The sequence below is a fragment of the Sphaerimonospora cavernae genome (genome assembly GCF_042435035.1).
Lineage (GTDB): Bacteria > Actinomycetota > Actinomycetes > Streptosporangiales > Streptosporangiaceae > Sphaerimonospora > Sphaerimonospora cavernae.
Genome location: NZ_JBHMQT010000075.1, coordinates 1 through 1,376 on the forward strand (window position 1 = coordinate 1; position 1,376 = coordinate 1,376).

Sequence of the window (1,376 nt, forward strand, 5' to 3'; positions counted from 1 at the left end):
TGAGCACTCTGTTCTCCTGGGCCTTGAGCCCTGGTGAGAGACAGTGCCCCTGCCGGTAACCGGGTGAGTTGATCGCTGATGGGATGTCGTGCCCGCCGCCTGGGCGTGAGCACTGATTCATTAGGTCGCTGATGGTTCTCCCGAACGGCTGCCGACAGTGATCGACAACGGAGACGGGAGAAGCGTTGCTGTTCGTCGGAGACGACTGGTCCGAAGATCATCACGACGTCGAGTTGATGGACACCTCGGGCCGTCGGCTGGCCAAGGCCCGGCTGCCCGAAGGCGTGGCGGGGATGGCCCGGCTGCACGCGATGATCGGTGAGCACCTCGGCGAGGACGCCGAGGATGCCGCCGATCAGGTGGTGGTCGGGATCGAGACCGACCGGGGCCCGTGGGTGCAGGCGCTGATCGCCGCAGGGTACCGGGTGTTCGCGATCAATCCGTTGCAGGCGTCGCGGTACCGGGAGCGGCACGGGGTGTCGGGCGCCAAGAGCGACGCCGGTGATGCCCACGTCCTGGCCGACATGGTCCGGACCGACTCCCACCAACTGCGCACCGTGGCCGGAGACAGCGCCCAGGCCGCGGCGGTCAAGGTGGTCGCCCGGGCGCACAAGACGCTGATCTGGGAACGGACCCGGCACGCGCAGCGGCTGCGGCATTCGCTGCGCGACTACTTCCCCGCCGCGCTGGAGGCCTTTGAGGACCTGACCGCCGCCGACACCCTGGAACTGCTGGCCAAGGCTCCCGATCCGGCATCGGCCGCGAAGCTGACGGTCGCGCAGATCACCGCGGCGCTCAAGCGTGCCCGCCGCCGCGGCATCGCGGACAAGGCTGCGAAGATTCAGGCGGCGTTGCGGGCCGAGCACCTGGGCCAGCCTGAGATCGTGGCGGCCGCCTACGCCGCGACGGTACGCTCGGCGGCCGCCGTCCTTACCGTGCTCAACGAGCAGATCACGGTCCTGCAAGGGCAGGTCGAGGCGCATTTTGGCCAGCACCCGGACGCTAAGATCATTCTTAGCCAGCCCGGCCTGGGACCGATCCTCGGCGCCCGGGTGCTTGCCGAGTTCGGCGACGACCCCAAGCGGTACGCCAGCGCCAAGGCCCGCAAGAACTACGCCGGCACCAGCCCGATCACCCGGGCCTCGGGCAAGAAGAAGGTCGTCCTGGCCCGTTACATCCACAACGACCGGCTCATCGACGCCCTCGGCGTCCAGGCGTTCTCCGCGCTGCAAGCCTCGCCCGGCGCCCGCGCCTACTACGACGAGATCAGAGCCCGCGAGGTCAGCCATTACGCCGCGCTGCGCCAGCTCGCCAACCGGCTCGTGGGCATCCTGCACGGCTGCCTCAAAACCGGCACACTCTACGACGAAGCAACC

General features: G+C 68.8%; 1 protein-coding gene. It reads left to right on the top strand.

Annotated features, from left to right (window positions below):
* Window positions 1–185: 185 nt before the first annotated feature.
* Window positions 186–1,376, top strand: a 1,191-nt coding sequence (locus tag ACFHYQ_RS29255; RefSeq protein ID WP_394304374.1) for an IS110 family RNA-guided transposase, incomplete at its 3' end; no start/stop codon positions are given.